This is a genomic window from Stenotrophomonas maltophilia (genome assembly GCF_002799245.1).
Lineage (GTDB): Bacteria > Pseudomonadota > Gammaproteobacteria > Xanthomonadales > Xanthomonadaceae > Stenotrophomonas > Stenotrophomonas maltophilia_S.
Map to the genome: position 1 here is coordinate 1,046,561 of NZ_NEQV01000002.1, position 20,060 is coordinate 1,066,620.

The 20,060-nt window shown below is 67.7% G+C and carries 21 protein-coding genes; 7 read left to right on the top strand and 14 right to left on the bottom strand.

Annotated elements, in window-relative coordinates; genetic code table 11:
- Positions 1–49: 49 nt before the first annotated feature.
- From B9Y64_RS10630 to ccmA, 11 genes are all read right to left on the bottom strand, one after another.
- Positions 50–394 carry a DUF1294 domain-containing protein gene (locus B9Y64_RS10630; protein ID WP_100440621.1) on the bottom strand — a complete coding sequence of 115 codons (345 nt, stop codon included), beginning with the start codon at positions 392–394 and terminating at the stop codon, positions 50–52.
- Positions 394–1,506 carry a homoserine O-acetyltransferase MetX gene (gene metX, locus B9Y64_RS10635; RefSeq protein ID WP_100440622.1) on the bottom strand — a complete coding sequence of 371 codons (1,113 nt, stop codon included), beginning with the start codon at positions 1,504–1,506 and terminating at the stop codon, positions 394–396. Before metX ends, B9Y64_RS10630 begins: the two co-directional genes overlap by 1 nt.
- 180 nt (positions 1,507–1,686) lie before the next feature.
- Positions 1,687–2,676: a tetratricopeptide repeat protein gene (locus tag B9Y64_RS10640; RefSeq protein ID WP_100440623.1), complete on the bottom strand. Its 990-nt coding sequence runs from the start codon at positions 2,674–2,676 to the stop codon at positions 1,687–1,689.
- Entirely contained in the window at positions 2,670–3,119 is a 450-nt protein-coding gene (locus B9Y64_RS10645; RefSeq protein ID WP_100440624.1) for a cytochrome c-type biogenesis protein, read from the bottom strand. Before B9Y64_RS10645 ends, B9Y64_RS10640 begins: the two co-directional genes overlap by 7 nt.
- Before the next feature lie 4 nt (positions 3,120–3,123).
- A complete protein-coding gene (locus B9Y64_RS10650; protein ID WP_100440625.1) occupies positions 3,124–3,741 on the bottom strand; it encodes a DsbE family thiol:disulfide interchange protein in 618 nt (205 codons plus the stop codon).
- A gap of 8 nt (positions 3,742–3,749) precedes the next feature.
- On the bottom strand, positions 3,750–5,669 hold the full coding sequence (locus B9Y64_RS10655; RefSeq protein ID WP_100440626.1) for a heme lyase CcmF/NrfE family subunit: 1,920 nt from the start codon (positions 5,667–5,669) through the stop codon (positions 3,750–3,752).
- Complete coding sequence (gene ccmE / locus B9Y64_RS10660) at positions 5,670–6,131, bottom strand: cytochrome c maturation protein CcmE (RefSeq protein ID WP_100440627.1); 462 nt, start codon at positions 6,129–6,131, stop codon at positions 5,670–5,672.
- Positions 6,128–6,316 carry a heme exporter protein CcmD gene (ccmD, locus tag B9Y64_RS10665; RefSeq protein WP_100440628.1) on the bottom strand — a complete coding sequence of 63 codons (189 nt, stop codon included), beginning with the start codon at positions 6,314–6,316 and terminating at the stop codon, positions 6,128–6,130. Before ccmD ends, ccmE begins: the two co-directional genes overlap by 4 nt.
- Positions 6,313–7,083 (bottom strand): heme ABC transporter permease CcmC, encoded by a 771-nt coding sequence (gene ccmC / locus B9Y64_RS10670; protein WP_100440629.1) that lies wholly within the window; start codon positions 7,081–7,083, stop codon positions 6,313–6,315. The genes ccmD and ccmC overlap by 4 nt, the downstream gene beginning before the upstream one ends.
- 43 nt (positions 7,084–7,126) lie before the next feature.
- Positions 7,127–7,822: a heme exporter protein CcmB gene (ccmB, locus tag B9Y64_RS10675; RefSeq protein ID WP_100440630.1), complete on the bottom strand. Its 696-nt coding sequence runs from the start codon at positions 7,820–7,822 to the stop codon at positions 7,127–7,129.
- Positions 7,819–8,448: a heme ABC exporter ATP-binding protein CcmA gene (ccmA, locus tag B9Y64_RS10680; RefSeq protein WP_032954317.1), complete on the bottom strand. Its 630-nt coding sequence runs from the start codon at positions 8,446–8,448 to the stop codon at positions 7,819–7,821. The genes ccmB and ccmA overlap by 4 nt, the downstream gene beginning before the upstream one ends.
- 188 nt (positions 8,449–8,636) lie before the next feature.
- On the opposite strand from ccmA, the gene B9Y64_RS10685 reads away from it, so the two are divergent.
- The 3 genes from B9Y64_RS10685 to B9Y64_RS10695 all read left to right on the top strand — a co-directional run bounded on the left by B9Y64_RS10685 (position 8,637) and on the right by B9Y64_RS10695 (position 11,144).
- Positions 8,637–9,785 (top strand): pyridoxal phosphate-dependent aminotransferase, encoded by a 1,149-nt coding sequence (locus tag B9Y64_RS10685; RefSeq protein ID WP_032129783.1) that lies wholly within the window; start codon positions 8,637–8,639, stop codon positions 9,783–9,785.
- Positions 9,786–9,799: 14 nt separating this feature from the next.
- Positions 9,800–10,606 carry an amidohydrolase gene (locus B9Y64_RS10690; protein WP_100440631.1) on the top strand — a complete coding sequence of 269 codons (807 nt, stop codon included), beginning with the start codon at positions 9,800–9,802 and terminating at the stop codon, positions 10,604–10,606.
- Between the two features lie 103 nt (positions 10,607–10,709).
- Complete coding sequence (locus B9Y64_RS10695) at positions 10,710–11,144, top strand: hypothetical protein (protein ID WP_100440632.1); 435 nt, start codon at positions 10,710–10,712, stop codon at positions 11,142–11,144.
- Between the two features lie 161 nt (positions 11,145–11,305).
- Here B9Y64_RS10695 and B9Y64_RS10700 read toward each other — a convergent pair whose 3' ends face one another.
- The 3 genes from B9Y64_RS10700 to B9Y64_RS10710 are packed head-to-tail and all read right to left on the bottom strand — an operon-like array spanning position 11,306 to position 14,736.
- Positions 11,306–12,943 carry a pseudouridine synthase gene (locus tag B9Y64_RS10700; RefSeq protein ID WP_100440633.1) on the bottom strand — a complete coding sequence of 546 codons (1,638 nt, stop codon included), beginning with the start codon at positions 12,941–12,943 and terminating at the stop codon, positions 11,306–11,308.
- Complete coding sequence (gene scpB, locus B9Y64_RS10705; RefSeq protein WP_100440634.1) at positions 12,936–13,814, bottom strand: SMC-Scp complex subunit ScpB; 879 nt, start codon at positions 13,812–13,814, stop codon at positions 12,936–12,938. Before scpB ends, B9Y64_RS10700 begins: the two co-directional genes overlap by 8 nt.
- Before the next feature lie 13 nt (positions 13,815–13,827).
- Positions 13,828–14,736: a segregation and condensation protein A gene (locus B9Y64_RS10710; RefSeq protein WP_087923091.1), complete on the bottom strand. Its 909-nt coding sequence runs from the start codon at positions 14,734–14,736 to the stop codon at positions 13,828–13,830.
- A gap of 375 nt (positions 14,737–15,111) precedes the next feature.
- Here B9Y64_RS10710 and B9Y64_RS10715 point away from each other — a divergent pair, with 375 nt between their 5' ends.
- The 4 genes from B9Y64_RS10715 to B9Y64_RS10730 all read left to right on the top strand — a co-directional run bounded on the left by B9Y64_RS10715 (position 15,112) and on the right by B9Y64_RS10730 (position 19,999).
- Positions 15,112–15,411 (top strand): YciI family protein, encoded by a 300-nt coding sequence (locus B9Y64_RS10715; protein WP_014037825.1) that lies wholly within the window; start codon positions 15,112–15,114, stop codon positions 15,409–15,411.
- Positions 15,408–15,683, top strand: a complete 276-nt coding sequence (locus tag B9Y64_RS10720; protein ID WP_100440635.1) for a BolA family protein — start codon at positions 15,408–15,410, stop codon at positions 15,681–15,683. Before B9Y64_RS10715 ends, B9Y64_RS10720 begins: the two co-directional genes overlap by 4 nt.
- A gap of 148 nt (positions 15,684–15,831) precedes the next feature.
- A complete protein-coding gene (locus B9Y64_RS10725) occupies positions 15,832–16,869 on the top strand; it encodes a LacI family DNA-binding transcriptional regulator (protein ID WP_100440636.1) in 1,038 nt (345 codons plus the stop codon).
- A 76-nt stretch (positions 16,870–16,945) separates the two neighbouring features.
- Complete coding sequence (locus B9Y64_RS10730; RefSeq protein WP_100440637.1) at positions 16,946–19,999, top strand: TonB-dependent receptor; 3,054 nt, start codon at positions 16,946–16,948, stop codon at positions 19,997–19,999.
- Positions 20,000–20,060: the final 61 nt, after the last annotated feature.

Sequence of the window (20,060 nt, forward strand, 5' to 3'; positions counted from 1 at the left end):
TCGGCTGCCTCTGTACGGAGCCGAGCATGGGCTCGGCTCTACAGGTTGGCTATCGCGAGAACTCGCGCAGCATCACCGCGATCGAGGCCACGTTGGCCAGCACGCACAGCCAGAATACCCACTGGAACGAGGCCTTGCGGTGCTTGTGGCGGAACAGCGCCTGGCCCAGCAGCGCGCCAGGCCAACCGCCGGCAAAGGCCAGCAGCTGCAGGGTACGCTCGGGAATCCGCCACTGCTTGCGCTGGGCGGCGCGCTTGTCATGGCCGTACAGGCCGAACGACACCGCGCTGGCCAGCAGGAACCAGCCGCCCAGCCACAGCGGCAGCACGCCGCTGATTACCAGCGCGATCAACGCGCCGGACGCGGCCAGCGCGAGGTTGCGCCGCCACGCCACTACAGCGCGTCGAGGAAGCCGCGCACGGCCGGGCCGAAACGCTCGAAATCGACGAGGAAGGCGTCATGGCCCTGCGGCGATTCCAGGCCGATGAAGCGCGCATCGGCGCCGCCGGCACGCAGGCCGTCGGCGACCTGTTGCTGCTGCTGCACGGGGAACAGGATGTCGGTGTTGGCGCCGATCGCCAGCGCCTTTTCTACCCGGATCTTCGCCAGCCCGGCCAACACGTCGCCGTCGGCATACTCGGCCAGGTCGAACCAGTCCATCGAGCGGCTCAGGTACAGGTAGCAGTTGGGATCGAAGAAGCGCACGAAGCGCCGTGCGTGGCCTTCCAGATAGCTTTCCACCTGGAATTCGAGGCCGAACGGATCGTCGTCGGCCTGGTCCGAATCCAGCCGCACGCGGCCGAAGCGGCCATCCCACTCCAGCGCGGAACGGTAGGTGATCACGCCCAGCTTGCGCGCCATGCGCATGCCGGACTCGGGGTACTCGGCATCATCGTAGTGACCGCCATTCCAGCGCGGATCAAGGCGGATCGCCTCGCGCTGCAGCGAGCGGATCGCGATCGAGAACGGCAGCGCCTGCGCACTGCCGGAAATGTTGACGTGGCTGCGCGCAATGCCCGGGTGCAGCATCAGGACGGCCAGTGCGGTCATGCCGCCCATTGAATTGCCGACCACGCAGGCCAGCCGCTCGATGCCCAGTGCGTGCACCACCTCGATCGCGGCGCGAGCGCCGTCTTCGATCGACAGCTCGGGGAAGTCCAGGCGGTAGGGCTCACCGCTGGCCGGGTTGAGCGAAGCGGGGCCGGTCGAGCCCTTGCAGCTGCCCAGCGAATTCACGCACACCACGAACCAGCGGTGGGTATCGATCGGTTTGCCAGGGCCAACCATCGCTTCCCACCAGCCCGGCGCAGGGTTGGCCTCGTTGGCTGCGGCATGCGCGTCGGGCGACAGCCCGGTCACGATCAGGATCGCATTGCTGGCGTCGGCCGCCAGCGTTCCCCAGGTCTCGTAGGCCACGCGTGCGCCGTGCAGGGCACCGCCGCGCTTGAACGGGAATGGCGAGGGCAGGGCATGGAAGCGGGTGCCGGGCGGGATGAATTCGGTCATGCAGGCATTCTAGCGGTGCCGCATGTGGAGCTGGCGACACGCTGGTTTCCATCGGTGGATGGATGCGGACCGGACCGTCGTATCCACGCATGGCGTGGATCTACTGCAGAGCCGAGCCCATGCTCGGCTGCCCGGCGCCGGCAACCCAACCGCAGCCGAGCAAGGGCTCGGCTCTACAGGTCACGGGAACCGCAGCTCCACCACGCCCTCATGCGGCAGGCTTACCTTCACCGGGAGGCTTTGCAGATCGTCCTCGCTGCGATTGGCGCTGCCGGTGCGCGAGATGCGCGCCAGCACTTCCACTTCGCGATGGGCCGACAGCGGTGCGGTCGGCATTGGGCTGTCAGCGTCGCCCAGCCCGACAAGGGCCGGGAAACCGGCCAGTGGCAGCCTGCGTGCGGCGACCGGCATCGGCGGTCCACCCACGGCCCGTGCCAGTACGAACACCTGGGTGCCGGGCGGCCACTGCGCGTTGTTCAACGCAGGCAGCTGCACGCGCACCTGCAGCAGTGCCGGTGGCGCCGCAGGGGCGGCGTCGGGTGCCTGGCCGGCGGCCTCGCGGGCGATGGCGATCTGCGCCTGCAACGCCTGCGCAGCGCCGGGTTCAAGCCGTGGCAGCAGGCTGCTCCACACATCGGCGGCCTCGGCATTCCTTCCGCGTTGGCGCAGGGCGATGCCCAGCAGCCAGCTGGCGCGCTCGGCATCGGGTGCCTGTGCACGCGCCTGCTGCAACCAGGCCATCGCGGTGTCATCGAACTGCTTGCCGGCATCGGCCTGCGCGCGCGCCTGCGCAGCCTCCACCAGCACGCCTGGATCTTCCGGAGCCAATGCGGCGGCCCTCGCGAAGGCCTCTGCTGCGGCCGGGACATTGCCGAGCTCGGCCTGCGAACGACCCAGCAATGCCCAGCCATCGGCACGCTGCGGATCACGCTTCAGCGCGTCCTGCAGGGCCTGCACGCCGTCGCGCAATGTGGCCACCGATGGCGCCGGCTGCACCTGCGCCGCACGCGGGTCACCGACCAGCAGATACAGGCAGGCGCCGGCCACGCCGAGCGCCAGCACACCCACCGCGAAACCGCGGCGCCCATGCTGGCGCAGTGGCCACAGCACCAGCGCTGCCATCAGCGCAGCAACCAGGCCGGCCAGCACCGGCAGCCAATGGCTCACCATCCGTCTCCTTCATCGGCCTTGCCGGCCGCTGCGGCGCCGACGCTGCGACCCCGTCGGCGGACAATGCCCAGCACCACCAGTGCACCGGCGCCGAGCACCAGCAGGGGGCCGCCCCACAGCAGCCAGGTACCCGGCTGCAACGGCGGCTGATAGAGCACGAACTCACCGTAGCGGGCGACCAGGAACTGCTTGATCTGTGCGTCGTCGTGGCCCTGCTGCATCAGCTGCAGCACCTCGCGACGGAGGTCCTGCGCGATCTGCGCGTTCGAATCGGCCAGCGACTGGTTCTGGCACTGCACGCAGCGCAGCTGCGCGGCCAGGTCGTGGAAGCGGCGCTCCTCGGCGTCATTGCGGAACTGCAGCGGCTGGGGGTCGTGCAGCGGCTGCTGGGCCGGCGCGGCCAGCGGCAGCATCAGAAGCAGCAGCGCCAGCAGCCAGCGCATGGGCTCAGGGCGCCGTATGCAGGGTGTTGCCGGCACTGCCCTGGGCCTTCTCGATCTTCTGCAGTGCCGGGATCAGCTTCTCGTCGATCACGCGCTGGGTCATCGCACCGCTGTACTTCCAGCGCACGATGCCGCTGCCATCGACCAGGAAGGTTTCCGGTGCGGCGGTCACGCCCCAGTCGATCGCGGTGCGGCCTTCCACATCGCTGAGCACGACCATGAACGGGTTGCCCAGCTGCTCCAGCCAGTGCAGCGCGTCAGTCGGGTCATCCTTCCAGTTGTAGCCGATCACGCGCACACGCTTGCTTTCGGCGAAGCGGGTCAACACCGGGTGCTCTTCGCGGCAGGCCGCGCACCAGCTGCCCCAGACGTTCAACAGGTAGGGCGCGCCGCGCAGGTCGTCGCTGTGCACGATCATTTCCGGGTCGTGCAGCACCGGCAGCGCGAACGCCGGTGCCGGCTTGTCGATCAAGGCCGACGGCAGCACGTCGCGCTGCGGGTCACCCGATTTCATCACCCCGTAGATCATCAGCCCGAGCAGGCCGAAGAAGAACAGCACGCCGATCACGATGGCTACCGGCGGCAGCGGGCGGGAGGGGCGTGGGGCGGGGGACTCGGACATGGGAACTCCTACGGACGACGGAAACGGCGATCGGCGGCGGTGATGAATCCGCCCAGGGCCATCAACAGCGCGCCCAGCCAGATCCAGCGCACGAACGGCTTGATGTGCACCCGGACCGCCCATGCATTGTTGCCCAGCGGCTCGCCCAATGCCACGTAGACATCGCCGTCGAAGCGTGCATCGATGCCGGCCTCGGTCATCACCTGGCCGCCGCTGGCGTACTGGCGCTTCTCGGGATGCAGCAGGGCCAGCTCGCGGCCGTCGCGGAATACGCGCAGGTGGCCACGGTCGGCGATGAAGTTGGGGCCTTCGCGATGGTCCACGCCCTCGAAGCGCACTTCGTGGCGACCGACCACCAGCTGCTGGCCCGGTGCCAGCGCCACTTCGCGTTGCACGTTCAGCGCCTCCACCAGCAGCGCACCCGCAAGGAACACGGCGATGCCGGTGTGGGCGATGATCATGCCGAGCATTTCGGCGGTGAAGCGGCCATTGCCGCGCAGGCGCTGCCAGACGAAGCGTGCGGTGCCGAGTGCGACCCAGGCCGCAGCGGCCACGCCGATGCCGGCCTTCCAGCCGTTCTGCGGCGCCTGCCACCAGGCCAGCGCGCCCAGCAGCAGCGCCAGGCCCAGCCACGGTGCCAGCAGCGCGAAAGCGCGCGAGGGCTGGTCACGCTGCCATTTCACCAGTGGGCCGAAGGGCAGCAGCAGGATCATCGGTGCCATCAGCAGCAGGAACAGGCTGCCGAAGTAGGGCGGGCCGACCGAGATCTTGCCCAGCGACAGCGCATCGGCCAGCAGCGGGTACAGCGTGCCGAGCAGCACCATCGCGCAGGCGGTGGCCAGCAGCAGGTTGTTGGCCAGCAGCAGGGTCTCGCGCGAGGTGGCCGTGAAGCCGCGGCGCGGATCGTCGGCGTCCACGCTCAGCTGGTTGGCGCGCAGTGCGAACAGCAGCAGGCTGCCACCGACCAGCAGCGACAGGAACACCAGGATGAACAGTCCGCGCGAGGGATCGGCAGCGAACGAATGCACGCTGGTCAGCACGCCGGAGCGCACCAGGAAGGTGCCCAGCAGCGACAGCGCGAAGGCGGCGATCGCCAGCAGCAGGGTCCAGCTGCCGAAGGTGCCGCGCTTTTCAGTGACGGCCTGCGAGTGGATCAATGCGGCACCGACCAGCCACGGCATGAAGCTGGCATTTTCCACCGGGTCCCAGAACCACCAGCCGCCCCAGCCCAGTTCGTAATAGGCCCACCAGCTGCCCAACGCGATGCCCAGGGTCAGGAAGCCCCAGGCGACGTTGGTCCACGGCCGCGTCCAGCGCAGCCAGCGTGCATCGACGCGGCCTTCCAGCAGTGCGGCCACCGCGAACGCGAACGGCACCGCGAAGCCGACATAGCCCAGGTACAGCATCGGCGGGTGGATGATCAGCCCCGGGTCCTGCAGCAGCGGATTGAGGTCGCGACCTTCCAGCGGCGCCGGGTTCAGGCGCAGGAACGGATTGGAGGTGAAGATCAGGAAGGCGAGGAAGCCGACGCTGACCACGCCCATCACCGCCAGCACGCGTGCCTGCACCGGCGCGGGAAGGTGTCGCGAGAACAGCGCCACCGCGCCGGTCCACAGCGCCAGCACCAGCGCCCACATCAGCAGCGAGCCCTCGTGGGCCCCCCATACCGCCGAGTAGCGGTAGATCATCGGCAGCAGCGAATTGGAGTTCTCGGCCACGTAGCGCACCGAGAAATCCTGCTGCACGAACGCAGCGGTCAGCACCGCGAACGCACCGGCGACCAGCAGCAGCTGCGCGAAGGCGGCAGGCCGTGCCACCGCCATCCAGGCCGTGTTGTTGCGCTGCGCACCGACCAGCGGCAGGCCGGCCTGCAGCAGCGAGGCCAGCAACGCGCACAGCATCAGGATCTGACCCAGTTCGGGCAGCACTCAGCGCACCTCGGGTGCCGTCACCGGCACGTCGTGCTTGCGGTGGGCGTCGCCCATCTTGTCGGCCACTTCCTTCGGCACGTACTTCTCGTCGTGCTTGGCCAGCACTTCATCGGCGACGAAGGTGCCGTCCTGCATGCGGCCGCTGGCGACCACCGCCGTACCTTCGGCGAACATGTCCGGCAGGATCCGCGACGTGGTCACCGCCAGTTGCGCGTCGCCGTCGGTCACTTCAAAGCGTGCCTCCAGCGAGCCGACCGGGCGGTTGAAGGAACCTTTCACCACCATGCCGCCGAGGCGGAAGCGCGACTGCGCATCGACATCGCCGCGCAGTACTTCCGAGGGGGTATACAGGTAGGCGATGTTGCGCTCCAGCGCCATCGCCACCAGTGCAGTGGCCAGGCCGGAAGCGAGCAGGGCCAGCAGCACCCACACCAGGCGGCGACGCTGTACCGGGGTCATCGTTCCAGCTCCGTCGACAGCGGGGCGGCTGCGTCCTGCCGGCCGGCGCGCGTCTGCTGCCGCTGCTGACGGGCCAGTGCCAGCCGGCGTGCCAGGCGCAGGCGCAGCCACGAACCGATGGCATCGGCGCTGAGCACCAGCACGAACACGGCGTAGGCACCAATCACATAGGGCAGGTGGGTCATGGCTGGGTCTCCGGGGCCGGGCGTTCGGCATCGACGCGACCACCGACCCAGGCCTTGCCGGCCTCGCGGTCGAGATTGTCGGCGCGGGCCTTGGCCAGCACCGAACCGGCGAACCAGAACTTGGTGCCGATCACCATCCACCACAGCGGCGCGATCATCGCACTGCTGATCGCCGATTCACCGAACACGTTGATCGACTGGCGCTGGTGCAGGCCGCCCCACCAGTCCACCGAGTAGCGGATCACCGGCAGCAGGCTGACACCGACGATGGCCAGCAGGCCGGCCGCGCGCGCGGCGCTGCGGCGGTCCTCGATGGCGTGGTACAGGCCGATCACGCCCAGGTACAGGAACAGCAGCACCAGTTCGCTGGTCATGCGCGGGTCCCAGTCCCACCAGGTGCCCCAGGTGCCCTTGCCCCAGATGCTGCCGGTCAACAGGGTGATCAGGGTGAAGCCCGCACCCATCGGCGCGCAGGCCATGGCCAGGATCTCGCAGACCTTGATCCGCCAGATCAGCGCGATGGCGGCATACAGCGCCATCAGCGCGAACACGAACAGGCTCATCCAGGCACTGGGCACATGGATGTAGAGGATACGGAAGCTGTCCAGCTGCTTCGCTTCCGGCGGCACCACCAGCAGCGCCTGCCACATGCCGACCAGCAGCACCGGCAGCGCAGCGAGGTAGAACACCCGCGACCAGCGGGCAGCGAAACGGTCGAACGTGGGAGGCGAACCGAGTTGGTGGAACCAGCGGACAATCGGATTCATGCGTGGCGGCTATCCAGCAGGGGTGGATTGGCTCTCAGCTCGGTCAACTCAGAGAAATGCGTATTGCAGCGGCGGTGGCCAGCGGAGCCAGCACCAGCGCGACCAGCAGGCCGGCGCCCAGCATCAGCAGCGCACCGACCGGATCCTGCCCGCGTCCGGCTGCCGCCAGGCTGCCTGCGCCGAACACCAGCACCGGCACGTACAGCGGCAACGACAGCAGCGCCACGAGAATACCAGAGCGTCGGATGCCTACGGTCAGTGCCGCGACCACGCCACCGATCAGGCTCAGCAACGGCGTTCCCAGCAGCAACGATGCCAGCAACATCGGCAGCTGGTCATGCGGCAGATGCAGCATTTCGGCGAGCAGCGGGCTGACCGCGATCAGCGGCAGGGCGGTGGTGGCCCAATGCAGCAGCACGCGCACCAGCACCAGCCAGGCCAGTGGCACCGGTGCCAGCAGCCATTGTTCCAGCGAGCCGTCCTCGGCATCGGAACGGAACAGCGAATCCAGCGACAGCTGCCCCGCCAGCAGCACGGCCAGCCACAGCACCGCGCCGGCGGTGGCGGCCAGCAGTTGTGGTTCGCGGCCCTGGGCCAGCGCGAACAGCACCACCACCAGCACCGCGAACAGCAGCGGTTGCAGCGCGTCGCCGCGGCGGCGCCAGAGCAGGCGCAGGTCACGCTTGAGCAGGGCGCCTGCGGTCTGCCACAGGCCCGGTTCGGTGCCCGGCGCGATCATGCGGCACCGCCGAGGTCGAGCTGGCGGGTACGCACCGGCGGTGCCGCATAGGCGCCGTGGGTGGTGACCAGCGCAGCGCCACCGGCGCGCAGGTGCGCCGAAATCATCCGGTTGACCAGGGTGATGCCCTCCAGGTCGAGGTTGGCGTAGGGTTCGTCGAGCAGCCACAGCGGCGCCGGCGACAGCCAGATGCGCGCCAGTGCCAGCCGCCGCTTCTGCCCGGCCGACAGATGCCGTACCAGGGTGTCCTCGTAGCCGGCCAGGCCGACGATGGCCAGCGCGTTGCCGGGCATCTGCCGCGCGCGCCGGCCGTGCAGGCCGCACAGGAAGTGCAGGTTTTCCAGCGTGCCGAGGTCGGGCTTCAGGGCCGGCAGGTGGCTGAGATAGGCGACATAGCGCGCGCGCTCGGCATTGCTGGCCGGCTTGCCGTCGATCCGCACCTGGCCGGCACCGGGCCGGGCCAGGCCGGCCAGCACGCGCAGCAGCGTGGTCTTGCCGGCGCCATTGCCGCCCTGCACCAGCAGGGCCTCGCCGGCGTCCACATGGAAGTCCAGCGGGCCGAACACCGGCTCGTCATTGCGGGAGAAGCTCAGGCCGCTGGCGGCCAGCAATGCAGGGGTGTCCAAGGGGCAAAGGTCTTCATGCCGGAGTGCGGCGGCAATTGTAGCGGTGAATTCACGGGGTAGCGCCGGCCACTGGCCGGCAATGGCCCCCAGCGCAGGTTGTCTGGCCGAGGTTGCCGGCCAGCGGCCGGCACTACCGAGGCGGGGATTGCGTAAACTCAGGCGTCTGTCTCCCCATATTCCCCAGGCCGATGCAACCCACCACCAAGCTGCCCAAGGTCGGTACCACGATCTTTACCGTGATGTCCCAGCTCGCCGCCGAACATGGCGCGGTCAACCTGGGGCAGGGGTTCCCGGATTTTTCGGCGCCGCAGCGCCTGATCGACGAGACCGCCAGGGCGATGGCCGCCGGGCTGAACCAGTACCCGCCGATGACCGGCGTGGCGCCGCTGCGCCAGGCCATCGCGCAGAAGGCCCTGGACTGCTACGGCGCGCAGGTCGACGCGGACAGCGAGATCACCGTCACCAGCGGCGGCACCGAGGCCATCTTCAACGCCATCCACGCCGTGGTGCGTGCCGGCGAGGAAGTGATCGTGCTCGACCCGGCGTATGACTGCTACGAACCGGCGATCGACCTGGCCGGTGCCAAGGCCGTGCATGTGTCGCTCGATCCGCAGACGTTCGCGGTCGACTGGGACCGCGTGCGTGCGGCGATCACCCCGCGCACCCGCATGCTGATCGTCAACACCCCGCACAACCCGTCCGGCGCGATGCTGTCGGCGCAGGACATGCAGGCGCTGGCCGAGCTGCTGCGCGGCACCCAGATCTACCTGATCTCCGATGAGGTGTACGAGCACATCATCTACGACGGCCGCCGCCATGAATCGGCGTTGCGCTACCCGGAACTGCGCGAGCGCGCGTTCGTCATCTCCAGCTTCGGCAAGACCTACCACTGCACCGGCTGGAAGATCGGCTATGCGATCGCCCCGCCAGCGCTGACCGCCGAGTTCCGCAAGGTGCACCAGTACAACACCTTCACCAGCTTCGGCCCGGCGCAGTATGGTTTCGCCGCGATGATCCGCGACGAGCCCGAACACCACCTGGAGCTGGGCGCGTTCTACCAGGCCAAGCGCGACCGCTTCCGCGAGCAGCTGGCCAGCACGCGCCTGAAGGCGCTGCCGGTCCCGGGCGGCTACTTCCAGCTGGTCGATTACTCGGCCATCAGCGACCTGCCGGACCACGAGTTCGTGAAGTGGCTGACCATCGAGAAGGGCGTCACCGCCATCCCGCTGTCGCCGTTCTACGAGAATCCGCCGGCCGGCCAGCGCCTGGTGCGCCTGTGCTTCGCCAAGAATGAAGCGACCATGGACGCGGCGATCGAACGCCTGCGCCTGCTGTGAGCGGAGGAGCGGACATGCAGGACCTGCGCATTTCCCTCGTCCAGGGCGACACCCGTTGGCACGACCCGGCGGGCAACCGTGAGTACTACGGCGCGCTGCTGGCCCCATTGGCCGGCACCACCGACCTGGTGATCCTGCCGGAGACCTTCACCAGTGGCTTCTCCAACGAAGCCATCGCCCAGGCCGAAGGCATGGACGGCCCGACCGTGGCCTGGGTGCGCGAACAGGCGAAGGTGCTGGACGCGGCGGTGATCGGCAGCGTGCAGCTGCGCGAGGGCGACGGCGTCTACAACCGCCTGCTGTTCGCCACGCCTGATGGCGGGCTGCAGTGCTACGACAAGCGCCACCTGTTCCGCTACGGCGGCGAGCACGAGCGTTATGCCGCTGGCCGTGAGCGCCTGAGCGTGGAATGGAAAGGCTGGCGGATCAATCCGCAGGTCTGCTACGACCTGCGTTTCCCGGTGTTCTGCCGCAACCGCTACAACGTGGAGCGCCCGCAGCAGCTGGACTTCGACCTGCAGATCTTCGTTGCCAACTGGCCGTCGGCGCGCGCCTATGCGTGGAAGACCCTGCTGCGTGCGCGGGCGATCGAGAACCTGTGCTTCGTGGCGGCGGTGAACCGCGTCGGTGTCGATGGCAACCAGCTGCACTACGCCGGTGACAGCGCGGTGCTGGATTTCCTCGGCCAGCCGCAGGTGGAGATACGCGAGCGCGAACAGGTGGTCACCACCACCATCTCGGCCGAGGCGCTGGCCGCGCACCGCGCACGCTTCCCGGCGATGCTCGATGCCGATGCCTTCCACCTGGACGAACAGGCCTGAGCGACGGCCTGAACGCCGCCGCACCAACGCGCGCGCCTGCATCCAGCGTGCACGCGCGCGCTGCTAGATTCGCCGGCAGTCCGACCGAACTGGAAGTCCTGCCATGAACAAGTCCTTCGCCCTGCTGCTGGCCCTGTCCGCTGCAACGCTGGCCCCGGCCGCGCACGCTGCCGGCAACCTCGATTGCCAGCTGCGCTACAACCTGTCCGGTTGGTCACTGATCTACAAGACCGCCTCCGGCAATGGCACGGTCAGCTGCAGCAACGGCACAAGCCTGCCGGTGCGCATCGAAATGAAGGGCGGCGGCCTGACCGTGGGCAAGTCGAAGATCACCAATGGCCGTGGCAGCTTCACCGGCGCGGTGAGCGTCAACGAGCTGCTGGGCACCTACGCCTCGGTTGGCGCGCATGCGGGCGCGGTGAAGTCCAGCAACGCGCAGGTGATGACCAAGGGCGACATCTCGCTGGCCCTGTCCGGCACCGGCAAGGGTTGGGATCTGGGCGTGGACGGCGCCGCCTTCACCATCAGCCGGCGTTGAGCCGGGCCGGACCACCGCCATCGCCACGCAAAAAAGGGGACGGAGGGGATTAAGTCGTTTTCGCCCATTTGAGGCAAAAACGACTTAATCCCCTCCGTCCCCTTTTTCTAAAGAAAAACCCCGGCCGGAGCCGGGGTTTCGTGTTTCGGTCGGGGCGCTGATCAGCCGCCGCGCGGGCCGCTGCGGCGCGGGCCGCCCGGACCGCGGTTGCCACCGGGGCCACCCGGGCCACGGTTGCCGCCCGGGCCACCGGGACCACGGTTGCCGCCCGGGCCACGGTTGTTGCCACCGCCCGGACCGCGACCGCCCGGACGGGCACCCTGTGCCGGCTTCGGGCTGCCATACGGGTTGAAGCCCGGAGTGGCGTGGTCGGACGGGAAGCTCGGGGCATTGCCCGGATGACCGTACGGGTGCTTGTTGCCCTGGCCCTGTGAGCGGTTGCCCGCACCGGCCGGACGACCCTGGCCGCCTGCGCCGCCACGGCCTTCACCACCGAAACCGCCACGGCCCTGGCCGCCACCGGCGCCTGCACCCGGACCCTTCGGCTTGCCATACGGACGGCCCTGGCCGCCCGCACCCGGGCCACGGGCACCCGGGCCACGTGCGCCCGGACCGGCGTTGCGATGGCCGCTCGGGCCGGTGCTCACGCCATCCGGCACGTACCAGGTGCGGAACGCCGCCGGATTGCCTTCCGGCAGCGAACGATCGTTCTTCTGGGCGCGCTGCTTGAACGGCTTCTGCGACTGCTTGGCTGCCGCTTCACCGCTGACCGTCAGGCCGCCCTTGAAGCCGCCACCCTTGCCGCCGCGACCACGGCCGCGGTCTTCACGGACGTTGTCGAAACGGCGCAGCTCGCGGCCTTCGTCGGCGGTGTTGTGGCCGTTGACGTAGGCATTGCCGCGGCCACCTTCGCGCACGCGCACGGTGGTCTTGGCGGCGCGGCGCTGGCCGATCACCGGCTGCAGCGTCAGTGCCGACGGTGCGCCTTCTTCCAGCTTCAGCTGCGCGCGCAGGGCTTCCACCTGTGCAGTGCCCAGTTCCACCGAATGGCCACGGGCCAGTTCGCGCGGCAGGCTCACCTTGCCATAGCGGGTGCGCTTCAGGCGGCTGACCTGGCAGCCCTGCGATTCCCACAGGCGGCGCACTTCGCGGTTGCGGCCTTCCTTCACCACGACGCGGAACCAGTCGTGCGAATCGGTGCCGCCGATGCGTTCGATCTCATCGAACTTGGCCGGGCCATCTTCCAGCGCGACGCCGCAGGTGAGGCGGTCGACGATGGCGTCGGAGACCTTTTCCTCGCCTTCCGGCGCACGCACGCGCACCACGTACTCGCGCTCGACCTCGAACGACGGGTGCATCATGGCATTGGCCAGCTCACCGTCGGTGGTGGCCAGCAGCAGGCCGGTGGTGTTGATGTCCAGGCGGCCGATGGCGATCCAGCGCGCGCCCTTCAGCGGCGGCAGCGACTCGAACACGGTCGGGCGGCCTTCCGGATCATCGCGGGTGGTCACTTCGCCTTCCGGCTTGTTGTAGACCAGCACGCGCGAAGGCTCGGCCAGGGCGGTGGCGACGAAGCCACGGCCATCCAGTTCGATCTTGTCGCCGCTCTTGACCGACATGCCGGTCTGCGCAACTTCACCGTTGACCTTGACCAGGCCTTCGGCAATGCGCTGTTCCAGCGCGCGGCGCGAGCCGAGGCCGGCCTGGGCCAGCACCTTGTGCAGGCGCTCTTCCAGCTTGAACTGTTCGGAGGTGGCTTCGCGCTTCAGCGAGAGCTTGTTACGGGGGGTGTCACTCATCAGTTTTGCTCCGGCCGACGGTTTCGAGGTCGGCCTCTGGTTCGGAATCGGCTTGGTCAACAGCCACGGTCGTCGTCGCGACGGCGTTGTCTTCGCGTTCGTTCACTGGCACCGCGCGCTCGCCCGGCGCGGAATCGGGGTGCCCATCATCGAGGGGCGAAGGTGCTTGCTCATGGGTGGCCGGCGCAGCAGCTGCGCCGACGGAATCGGGGGTGTTGCCATCGCCGCCCTGCAGGCCGGCGTCATCGTTGGCGGCTGCATCGGGATCGGCGCTGATGTCAGGACCCTCGGCACCAGCGACGGCCGGTGCATCGCGGTCCAGCGCCAGCTGCGGCTCCAGCTCGCCCAGGTCCTTCAGTTCCGACAGCGGCGGCAGTTCGTCCAGCCGCTTCAGCCCGAAGTAGTCCAGGAAGCCCTTGGTGGTGCCGAACAGCGCCGGCTTGCCGGGCACGTCGCGGTGGCCGACCACGCGGATCCATTCGCGTTCTTCCAGCGCCTGGATGATGTTGCTGCTGACCGCCACGCCGCGCACCTGCTCGATCTCGCCGCGGGTGATCGGCTGCCGATAGGCGATCAGCGCCAGGGTTTCCAGGGTGGCACGGGTGTAGCGGGTCTTGCGCTCGGTCCACAGCCGGCTGATCCAGCCATGCACTTCGCCGGTGACCTGGTAGCGGAAGCCGGAGGCGACCTCGACCAGTTCCACGCCGCGGCCTTCGCAGGCCTCGCGCAGGCGTTCCAGCGCACGTTCGATGCTGCCCGGCGGTGCCGGTTCCTCTTCCGGGAACAGGTCCTTCAGCTGGGCCAGGGTGAGCGGCTGGCTGGAAGCCAGCAGGGCACCCTCGACAATGCGGTTGATCAGCGATTGATCCATCGGCAGTCAGCGCTCACTCGTTTGCATTGGCGGCGTCGTCGTTGTCGTCGAACTCGCTGCTGAACTGCAGCGGAGCGTTGGTGTTGCCGGCGGCCAGCGACTTCACGTAGATCGGCGCCAGCGGTTCTTCCTGGACGATGTCCAGCAGCTGTTCCTTGGCCAGTTCCAGCACCGCCAGGAACGTGACCAGCACGCCCAGCTTGCCTTCTTCAGCCGTGAACAACCCTTCAAAGCGGTAGAACTTGCCGTCTTCCAGGCGTCCCAGCACTTCGCCCATGCGTTGCCGCACGCTCAGTGCCTCACGCTTGATGGCGTGGCCGCTGAACAGCTCGGCGCGCTTGAGCACGTCGTGCAGGGCCAGCAGCATTTCCTTCAGGTCCACCGGCGGCGGCAGTTTCACCGTGGCGCGTTCGGGCATGAAGGCGTGTGCCAGGCTGGTATCGCGGTCCTGGCGGGGCAGGGCGTCGATGTCCTCGGCGGCCTGCTTGAAACGTTCGTACTCCTGCAGCCGGCGCACCAGCTCGGCGCGCGGGTCGGCCTCATCGCCTTCCTCGCTGACCGGGCGCGGCAGCAGCATCCGCGACTTCACCTCGGCCAGGATCGCCGCCATCACCAGGTACTCGGCCGCCAGCTCGAAGCGCAGCTCGCGCATCACGGTGATGTACTCCACGTACTGCCGGGTGATTTCGGCGACGGGAATGTCCAGTACATCCAGGTTCTGGCGGCGGATCAGGTACAGCAGCAGGTCCAGCGGGCCTTCGAAGGCATCCAGGATGACTTCCAGCGCGTCCGGCGGAATGTACAGGTCCTGCGGGATCTGCAGGACCGGTTGCCCATGCACCACGGCCAGCGGCATTTCCTGCTGCTGGGGGGCGGGCGGCCGGGTTGGCGGGTTCGCGTCGAGCGCGAGTTCGGAAGTCATCTAATGGACATCAGGATTGCATCGGACCAGTCGCGGCACCGGGTTCACCGGGCCAACGCCACGGAGCCCCAGGGCACCAGACACGCCGGGATCGGCGCGATTCCACACATATCAAACAGCAGGACGCGCCGTAGTAAACGGCAGCGACAGAACTACGGGGAGGTCGTCTACGTGGCCCGGCCAGGTGGTCCGGTTTGAAGCAGCGGATCGGTCGTCGGGGGCTGCGGTGGCCGCAAAAACCGACGGGCTGCTGCATCCAGCCACGTGCAATGGACCCTAGGGTAAGCCTTTGCCGCGCCAGTGTCCAGCCGGACCGGGGCAGGGGCTGCATTGGCTAGAATCTGCGGACCCGACAACGCAAGCGAGGAAATGCCGGTGTGGTATGTGATTGAAGGCTATGACGGCCAGGATGTGCTGGCGCAGCGGCTGCAGGCGAGGCCGGAACACCTGGCGCGGCTGCACGCGCTGCGCGACGAGGGACGCCTGCTGCTGGCCGGCCCGTGCCCGGCGGTGGACAGTGAAGACCCGGGTCCGGCAGGTTTCAGCGGTTCGGTGGTGATCGCGCAGTTCGAGTCGCTGCCGCAGGCGCAGGCCTGGGCCGATGCCGACCCGTACGTGGCCGCAGGCGTGTACACCCGCGTGCAGGTGCGCCCGTTCCGCAAGGTCCTGCCGTGAACGCGGAACGGATCGAGCGGATCCGTGATGCACTGCAGCAGGCGCTGTCGCCCAGCGTGCTTGAAATCGAGGACGACAGCCATCGCCATGCCGGCCATGCCGGTGCACGCGACGGGCGCGGCCATTTCAACGTGCATGTGGTAAGCGAACGCTTCGCCGGATTGGCTCCATTGGCCCGGCATCGGGCGGTCTACGCCGCGCTGGGGTCGATGATGGACACCGATATCCACGCGCTGTCCATCCGCGCACATACCCCGTCAGAACAGGGCTGAGCCCTTGTCCCGCACTGTCCTGGCCGGTCCTGACGGGCCTCGCCAGGGACAGATTTTCATGTCCATTTCGGGACATTCGCCTAACGGACTGTTTACAAGCCCAGATGGAAACGCTTACATTCCGCGCCAATGCTGGTAGGTCCAAGCCGTGGAGGGCGGCTTCGTGAACAAAGCAGCTATCACAATCAAAGACGTCGCACGCGAAGCCCGGGTCTCCGTGGCCACGGTTTCCCGCGCGCTCAACGGGCATGAAAATGTCGCCGAACCGGTCCGCCAGCTTGTGCTGGAGGTCGCCGCACGGCTGCGTTACACCCCGCACGCCGCCGCCCGCAGCCTGAGCAGCCGCCGCACCAATACGGTGGGCGTGGTGCTGCCCGACCTGTACGGCGAATTCTTCTCCGAGCTGATGCGCGGCATCGACAATGTCGCCCGCAACCGCCGCCAGCACCTGCTGGTGTCCAGCTACCACGGTGACCAGGAACAGCAGGGCGCCGCCCTGCGTGCCATGCGCGGCCGCGTCGACGGCCTGCTGGTGCTCTCGCCCTATGCCGAGAGCCCGGGCTTCCTGACCGACAACCTGCCGCAGTCGTTGCCGACGGTGTTGATCAACACCTATCTGCCTGGGCAGGACCACCCGGTGCTGAGCATCGACGACCACGCCGGCGCGATGGCGATGACCCGCCACCTGCTCGACGCCGGTCACCGCCGCATCGCTTTCATTTCTGGCCCGGACCTCAACTTCGACGCGCGCGAGCGCCTGCGCGGCTTCCGTGACGCGCTGGCCGCCTTCGGCCGTGACGCCGAAGGCATCGAGCTGCCCGGTGATTTCGACGAAGCTTCCGGCCATCGTGCCGGTCAGGAGTTGCTGGCAGCCGGAGCGCTGCCCGATGCCGTGTTCGCTGCCAACGACATGATGGCCCTGGGTTGCCTGTATGCCTTCACGCAGGCAGGTGTCCATGTGCCGTCCGATGTCGCCCTGGCCGGTTTCGATGACATTCCACTGGCGCGTTTCGTCCACCCGTCGCTGACCACCATGCAGGTCAGCATCGCCGAGCTCGGCGATCGGGCCATGACGCGCCTGATGCAGTTGATGGACGGCACCTCCACGGATGGGACAGGGGACAAGCAGACCCTGGTTCCCCGCTTGATAGTTCGCGATTCCACCACTCCGCCATCCGGCCGTTGAAGCCAGAGGCGTTCCTTCTTTTTTGATTGATCGCAGGGACCGCGCAAGCGGTTACCGCCACCCGGAGATTGAGTTGATGATGCATACCACCTTCCGCACGCCGGCGCGCCGGCTGCTGAGCACCGCGCTGGTCAGCTGCCTGATGCTGGCAGCCGCCCCGAACGTCATGGCGCAGTCGGCCAATGCCAGCCTTCGCGGCCAGGTCGCCGGCGCCCAGGCGGGCACCGAAGTCACCGCCACCAACGTGGCCACCGGTACCGTCCGCCGCGGCACCATCCGCGCCGATGGCAGCTACTCGCTGATGGGCCTGGACCCGGGCACCTATGACGTGGTCGCCAACGGCCAGTCGCAGAAGGTCACCGTCACCGTGGCGTCGACCGCGACGCTGAACTTCGCCGGTGCTGCCAGCAGCACACCGGGTGCGACCGCAGCCACCAACCTGGACACCGTCAACGTCGTCGCGCCGACCCTGCTGCAGGAAGTGCGCACCTCGGAAGTCGGCAAGACCGTCAGCCTGCAGCAGATCCAGACCACCCCGCAGGTCTCGCGCAACTTCCTGGAGTTTGCCGACGCGGTGCCGGGCATGATCTTCACCCGCGACGCCAAGGGCAACACCTCGCTGCGCAGCGGCGCGACCAATGCCGACGGCACCAACGTCTACATCGACGGCGTGGGCCAGAAGAGCTACGTCAAGGGCGGCGGCGTCGCCGGCCAGTCCGGCAGCGCCGGCAATCCGTTCCCGCAGCTGGCCATCGGTGAATACAAGGTCATCACCGGCAACTACAAGGCCGAGTACGGCCAGGTCTCCAGCGCAGCCGTCACCGCCGCGACCAAGTCGGGTACCAACGAGTTCAAGGGTGAAGCCTTCTACCGTTACACCAACGACAGCATGCGTGCGATGACCCCGGCCGAACGCCAGCCGGGCAAGAGCAAGGAAGATTCGGCCGAGAAGGAATACGGTTTCGCCCTGGGTGGCCCGATCATCCAGGACAAGGCCCACTTCTTCGTTACCTATGAAGCCAAGCGCTTCGACCTGCCGGTGACCATCGCCCCGCATGGTTCGGTGACCAGCAAGGCCAACCGTATTCCGGCCGATGCCCAGGCTGGCCTGGGCCCGGCCAGCCAGCCGTTCCAGCAGGACCTGATCTTCGGCAAGATCGACTTCGAGCCGACCGACAACGATCGCCTGGAGCTGACCTTCCAGGACCGTGACGAAACCCAGCAGCAGTTCTCGGACCAGACCGCGCCGATGCACGGCAAGGAAACCAAGAACACCGACCGTCGTTACGCGCTGCGCTGGAACCACAGCGGTGAGCGTTATTACAACGAGCTGATGGTCACCCACGAGGACTCGTTCAACAACCCCAAGCCGCTGAGCCTGGGTAACGGCATCAACTACACCGCGCCGGACGGCAGCGAAGAGCGCGCCATCGTCTCGATCGGCGGTTCCTCGGCACAGTCGTCGCAGGTGAAGGGCCAGAAGGGCTGGTCGATCGAAGACAACCTGACCCTGGACGGCATCGAGTGGGCCGGCGACCACACCATCAAGATGGGTGCCAAGTACAAGCAGATCGACCTGTACGCCTCCGACGCGGCGCAGATCAACCCGCAGTTCTACTACACCATCGACAACCCGACCTTCCCGGACAGCATTCCGTACAAGGCGCAGTTCGTGAAGCCGGTGTCCGGCGTGTCCGGCGTGTCCGGTGAAGTGCGCTCGAAGGTCAAGCAGATCGGCCTGTTCATCCAGGACGACTGGCAGGTCAACGACCACCTGCAGCTGAACCTCGGCCTGCGCTGGGATTACGAGAAGAACCCGGCCTACCTGGACTTCGTGACCCCGCCGGAAGTGGTCAATGCGCTGTTCGCGCAGGACCCGCGTGCCGCCGCTGGTCAGAGCTACGCCGATACCCTCGCGCTGAGCGGCCTGAACATCAACGACTACATCAGCAACGGCCACAACCGCAAGGCATTCAAGAATGCCTGGCAGCCGCGCCTGGGCTTCTCGTATGACATCAACGCCGACGAGCAGCACGTGATCCACGGCGGCGCAGGCCGTTCCTACGACCGCGACCTGTTCGACTACCTGCAGCTGGAAACCACCAAGCTGGCCCTGCCGCAGCCGACCATCTACTTCCGCAACCCGTCCACCGGCCAGTGCTTCCAGGGCAATGCGGCCTGCTATGACTGGAACCCGAACCTGCTCAACGGCATCGGCAACCTGCAGAGCCTGGTCGGTTCGACCAGCAATGCAGGCCTGGAAGTCGACCTGCTGAACAACAACCTGAAGGTGCCGTACGCTGATCAGTTCAGCCTGGGCATGAGCAACCAGATCGGTGAGTGGCTGACCGATGCCACCATTTCGCGCACGCTCACCTACGATGGCTTCGCCTTCACCCTGGGCAACCGCTACCCGACCGGCCAGTTCTTCGATGACCCGCGCCTGTGCGGCGGTACCGAAGCCGGCCTGAGCCAGGCCTGGAGCTGCAACGTGCCGGGCTTCGGCAGCCTGATCATCGGCCAGCAGGGCATCAAGACCCGCGCCACCCAGATCCTGCTGTCGGCGCAGAAGCCGTTCACCCAGGAAAGCGGCTGGGGCACCTCGATCGCCTATACCTGGACCACCGCCCGCCACAACCGCGACATCAACGAGCACTACGCGTTCGACCGCGGCGTGATCGGTGACTACCCGACCATCCGCTCCAACGGCGCACCGCGCCACCGCCTGGTGGTGACCGGTTCGTATGCGGGCTTCTGGGGCATCACCTTCGGTGGCAAGATTACCCTGGCCACCCCGACCGCGATCAACGACTGGTACGGCGTGCCGCAGGCCAATGGCTTCAACCTGCCGACCCCGGCAGCGGCGGTTCCGGGTGGCAACGGCCGGTTCCTGGTCGGTGGCAAGATCTTCGGCTACCGCTCGGTCGACCTGCAGGCCACCAAGACGTTCAAGATGCCGGGCGATACCGAGCTGTACGCACGTATCGACATCATCAACGTGTTCAACTTCGACAACTTCTCGAACTACAACTACTACAAGAACGGGAAGCTGGCCGCGAGCTACAACGAGACCGGCGACATCATCGGCACTCCGCGCCAGGTCAAGGCGGAAGTGGGCTTCCGCTTCTAAGCGGAGCCGCCCGGTGCAGTACCCCGATGCCGCCGGTCCGCCGGCGGCATCGGAGAAAACG

Bases quoted from the DNA above. Each gene is read 5' to 3' on its own strand.
- metX (WP_100440622.1), bottom strand. From the start codon at position 1,506: ATGACCGAATTCATCCCGCCCGGCACCCGCTTCCATGCCCTGCCCTCG.
- B9Y64_RS10640 (WP_100440623.1), bottom strand. From the start codon at position 2,676: ATGGTGAGCCATTGGCTGCCGGTGCTGGCCGGCCTGGTTGCTGCGCTG.
- B9Y64_RS10645 (WP_100440624.1), bottom strand. From the start codon at position 3,119: ATGCGCTGGCTGCTGGCGCTGCTGCTTCTGATGCTGCCGCTGGCCGCG.
- B9Y64_RS10650 (WP_100440625.1), bottom strand. From the start codon at position 3,741: ATGTCCGAGTCCCCCGCCCCACGCCCCTCCCGCCCGCTGCCGCCGGTA.
- ccmE (WP_100440627.1), bottom strand. From the start codon at position 6,131: ATGACCCCGGTACAGCGTCGCCGCCTGGTGTGGGTGCTGCTGGCCCTG.
- ccmD (WP_100440628.1), bottom strand. From the start codon at position 6,316: ATGACCCACCTGCCCTATGTGATTGGTGCCTACGCCGTGTTCGTGCTG.
- ccmC (WP_100440629.1), bottom strand. From the start codon at position 7,083: ATGAATCCGATTGTCCGCTGGTTCCACCAACTCGGTTCGCCTCCCACG.
- ccmB (WP_100440630.1), bottom strand. From the start codon at position 7,822: ATGATCGCGCCGGGCACCGAACCGGGCCTGTGGCAGACCGCAGGCGCC.
- B9Y64_RS10685 (WP_032129783.1), top strand. From the start codon at position 8,637: ATGCAACCCACCACCAAGCTGCCCAAGGTCGGTACCACGATCTTTACC.
- B9Y64_RS10690 (WP_100440631.1), top strand. From the start codon at position 9,800: ATGCAGGACCTGCGCATTTCCCTCGTCCAGGGCGACACCCGTTGGCAC.
- B9Y64_RS10695 (WP_100440632.1), top strand. From the start codon at position 10,710: ATGAACAAGTCCTTCGCCCTGCTGCTGGCCCTGTCCGCTGCAACGCTG.
- B9Y64_RS10700 (WP_100440633.1), bottom strand. From the start codon at position 12,943: ATGAGTGACACCCCCCGTAACAAGCTCTCGCTGAAGCGCGAAGCCACC.
- scpB (WP_100440634.1), bottom strand. From the start codon at position 13,814: ATGGATCAATCGCTGATCAACCGCATTGTCGAGGGTGCCCTGCTGGCT.
- B9Y64_RS10710 (WP_087923091.1), bottom strand. From the start codon at position 14,736: ATGACTTCCGAACTCGCGCTCGACGCGAACCCGCCAACCCGGCCGCCC.
- B9Y64_RS10730 (WP_100440637.1), top strand. From the start codon at position 16,946: ATGATGCATACCACCTTCCGCACGCCGGCGCGCCGGCTGCTGAGCACC.